This is a genomic window from Rhodopirellula sp. JB055 (assembly GCF_043100905.1).
In the GTDB taxonomy this organism is placed as follows: Bacteria; Planctomycetota; Planctomycetia; order Pirellulales; family Pirellulaceae; genus Rhodopirellula.
In genome coordinates this window covers 1-3,885 of the sequence record NZ_JBICHO010000341.1, presented here as the reverse complement: position 1 = coordinate 3,885, position 3,885 = coordinate 1, and the positions used below count along the sequence as shown (strand labels likewise).

Below are 3,885 nucleotides of genomic sequence, written 5' to 3'. Positions count from 1 at the left end.
GCAGCTTGCCACTTTGGATCGCTCGCATCGCCTCGGGCAACTTCGTAGGGCACTCGGCCGAGATCGACTCTTTGCCGGAATCGCCCAGCGGGCATTCCAAAGACAACGTCTTGGCTAACATCAACGTGACTTCGGTTCCGTCAAAGGTCTCGATCGTGTCGGTCTCGGTTTCCAACATCCACCACAACCACAGCAAGAATTCATTTCCGAGGAAGTCCGGTGACTGAGAATGTTCATTGGCCCAAGCCACGCCGCTGAACCCTTCCCCAGCAACGAAGCTGGCCGGCATCACATCGTCCATCTCTGCATAGCGATCGTTGTCGCGAGCCCAATCCTGCGCGACGACACCCGCACTGATGTGCCCGCATTCGATTCCGAACACACGTTCGAGCAGATCGATGCAGTGACCGCTTCCGGTCCCTGCGGTCCCACCGTAATAAAGCAGATCGCGACTGCAGTCCCATAACAACGCATGCTGTTGAAACTTGCGGTACTTGCCCGTTGCGGCTTCATTTTCACAGCGTTGCTCGACCGCTTCCTTGGCTTCTTTGCGTTGCGACTTCGTCGGTTTCCCGCCCGGATTTTCACGGCTGAGTGCCGCCAGTTCCATCGACAACCAAGCCTTCTTGATCACCGAAGGCACTTGGTTGGTGTCGACGCGAACACCAAAGTGCACAGCATCATCGATGATGTTTTTCGCCAGATCAAAATCTTGATCGAAAAGGTGATCGCCGCCTAGAAAACCCAAATGCACGTTTTCTTCGTTGGCGGTTTCGGTTCGCCCGGCCACGTTCTCCGCCATCCGCTCGATGTGTTCTTGCCCGAATGGGCCATCTTCAAATTGATTGACGCGAAATCGTTCAAAGGAAAGGCTACCGGAGAGAAACGGCATGGAAGGGAATCCCATTCGATAAGCGGAAGAAGCCAGCCACCCCGAGTCGGCTGTGTCGTTGGCTTATCGTCCAACCAGGTCTTGGAAATTGCCGTCCCATCCACAGACCATCGCAACACCGCAAACCGCACATCCGGCACAACCGACACCCTGCGGCACGACAACTCACGTCACAGGAACCGCATCGCGGACAGCCCTATTCGCCGAAACTCGCCCTCAACGATTCTTCCACCGCTTTCTGCGCCTCCTCACGATGCTCAGGTGGCAACAGGTCAACAATCCTTTTAAAGGAAACCTTCTTCAGCTCAGACACCTCGTGATAATACTCCCGACGCACCTTCTGAATTTCGACACGAAGGTTGAGCAACTCCTTCCCACTCACCCCGAAATCCTGCGCCAATCCATTGAACATGGCGAACCCGTCGCCATGCAACTGCACGAGCCCCTTCACTCTCACCACACGTGCGAGCGACTCCGACTGCTCGGGCGTCAAGATCGCCTGAACATCCAAGGAAAACTGTTGCTGCAACTTGAGGTGCTCACGCTCAAACCAGGCCAGGTCGTGCGTTCCAGCGATCGCCTGAGGGCGAAATGGCGACTTGTGCCGCGATTGGCTCGGCTTGAACGAGAGTCCACCACGCCAACAAACAGCACACGCGAACGACGGCGAAATGAGCTCGAACCAGACTCATAGCAAACTCCCTGGAGCGTCTTCAAAGCAATCCAATTCAAACAAATCTAGCTCAGGTCGCGAACCACGCAAACCCGCTCCTCCGTGACGACCATGTCCATGATGACGTCATGAGCCTGCACCGGAACCGCGTCAAACATTTGACACTCAAATGCCAATGCAACCAGACGCGTTTCTGGCCGGACACTTCTCAAGAGTTTGTCGTAGTAACCTTTCCCGTGCCCGATGCGACCACCTTCTGGATCAAAGGCCACTCCTGGAACGAGAACCAACTCCAACTCCTCGACCAAGACTCGCTTGGTTGCGACGCCTCGCAATGCTTCACGCGGCTCGAGGATCTTGTACATGCCCTCGGAAAGCTCCTCCATCGATTCCAAATGAAAGAGCCCTAACTCCCCATCAATACAGAACGGCACAACAATCTTCTTGCCGCTTCCAATGGCTGCTGGCAACGCATGCCGAGTCTGCACCTCAGACCGGACGTCGATGTACCACATCACACAAGCTGCCTCCCGGTAGGCGGGCAACTGCATCGCAGCGTCCACAATCACCTGGCTGACACCAGGCCGGTTCGCTTGCTCTCGCCGTGCCGCTTGCGCCGCCGTCCGAATCTTCTGCTTGCGAGCGACAAGAGATTCGTCATCTGAGGTCATGATTTGCAAATCCGATATCGACGCTCACTCAAAGAAAGTCGCGAACTTTGCGGCGGGTTCGTCCCAGCGATCCGTTGCCTGAGGCTCGTAGGCCTGCGTGGGGAAACTCTGACGCACCAACTCTCGCGCCTCATCGATCGAATGCAGCGATCCACTTCCGATCATCTGCATCAGAATGTTTCCGATCGCGGTCGCTTCAACCGGACCAGCAACCACGCGTCGCCCGCAAGCGTCGGCGGTCATCTGGCAAAGCAACGCATTGAGCGAACCACCACCGACAATGTGAATCGTCTTGATATCCGAACCAGTCAATGACTCCAGGTGTTGCAGACACATTCGGTAACGGAGCGCGAGCCCTTCTAACGCACCTCGGAACAGAACACCATTGTCCGTGGGAACGCGTTGCCCAGTCCGCCCTGCTAACCCGCAGATGGCGTCGATCATGTTGTCCGGTGCAACAAGAGCGGGATCATCCGGATTGACCAGCAATGCAAACGGCTCGGCATCAGCGGCGGCCTGAGTCATCTCCGCCCAAGATGGCGCGTTGCCTTGGCGATCGAGCGCCGCACGGATCTGCTGGTAAATCCAAAGCCCACCGATGTTCTGCAACAATCGAGTGCTTCCGCGGACTCCGCCTTCGTTGGTGAAGTTCAATTCCGCACACAGCGGCGAAACGTTTGGTTGCGGAATCTCAACTCCCATCAACGACCACGTTCCCGAACTGATGTAGCACCAATCAGGCGAAGCTGGCGCGAAGCCTTCCGCAGGAACCGCCAACACCGCCGACGCCGTGTCGTGAGTCGCGGGCAAGATCACCGGAACGTCATGCAGTCCAATCTCCATCGCCACACTGGGCTGGACGGTTCCAATCGTCGTCCCCGCAGGCGTTGGCTCCGCAAACCATTCGTGAGGCAACCCGAAACCATCCAGCAACTTCGTTGACCAACTTTGCGTGGCAGGATTGAGCAACTGTGTCGTCGATGCATTGCTGGCTTCGATCGAGCGTTCCCCGGACAGCAACCAGTGAAACAAGTCCCCCATCATCAGGAACGATTCAGCCGTCTCGAACACCGAATCCCCGTTCTGCTTCGCCGCAATCAACTGGCACAGAGAATTGATGTCCATGAACTGCATGCCGGTTTCCTGGAAAATCGTTTCGCGAGGCACGATCTCGCAGATCTTTTCGACCATCCCCCGGTGGCGTGCGTCGCGGTAATGCCAAACGGGTCCGGCAATTTGGTCGCGCGGGTCCACGAATCCAAAACTCACCCCCCAAGTGTCCACACCCACCGATGCGATGGTGGCCTGGGTCCAATCGGATTGGGCACGCAGAGCGGCGTCCCGCAGCCCGTCTTGGATGTCCTGCCACAACTGCAGGTGATTCCACAGCATCGCGTCCTGGACCTTCAGAGGCCGATTCACAAACCGTCCCGTCTCCACCAAGCCCAACTTCCCGTCATTCACCCCGCCAGCGATCACGCGGCCACTGGAAGCTCCCAAATCCACCGCCAAATGAACGGGCCCAGAAAACTGAATTTCGCGTGAGGAAGGCTCAGGGGATGACATTTTGACTCAAAAAAAAGTGATACGAACGAGAGACGAGGAGGGAACGAATCGAGACAAGTCCGCGGCCGCCCACACCAATCACA

The 3,885-nt window shown here is 56.8% G+C and carries 5 protein-coding genes; all 5 read right to left on the bottom strand.

Annotated features, from left to right (window positions below):
* Nucleotides 1-892: hypothetical protein (locus ACF8AM_RS13525; RefSeq protein WP_392556137.1), on the bottom strand; the 892-nt coding region annotated here is incomplete at its 3' end.
* Between the two features lie 196 nt (nt 893-1,088).
* The gene (locus ACF8AM_RS13520) at nt 1,089-1,403 is read right to left on the bottom strand and encodes a hypothetical protein (protein ID WP_392556136.1); all 315 of its coding nucleotides are present in this window, start codon (nt 1,401-1,403) and stop codon (nt 1,089-1,091) included.
* 34 nt (nt 1,404-1,437) lie between these two features.
* Entirely contained in the window at nt 1,438-1,584 is a 147-nt protein-coding gene (locus ACF8AM_RS13515; protein WP_392556135.1) for a hypothetical protein, read from the bottom strand.
* 46 nt (nt 1,585-1,630) lie between these two features.
* Complete coding sequence (locus ACF8AM_RS13510; protein ID WP_392556134.1) at nt 1,631-2,236, bottom strand: 5-formyltetrahydrofolate cyclo-ligase; 606 nt, start codon at nt 2,234-2,236, stop codon at nt 1,631-1,633.
* A 24-nt stretch (nt 2,237-2,260) separates the two neighbouring features.
* Nucleotides 2,261-3,802: a rhamnulokinase family protein gene (locus ACF8AM_RS13505; protein ID WP_392556133.1), complete on the bottom strand. Its 1,542-nt coding sequence runs from the start codon at nt 3,800-3,802 to the stop codon at nt 2,261-2,263.
* Between the last annotated feature and the right edge of the window lie 83 nt (nt 3,803-3,885).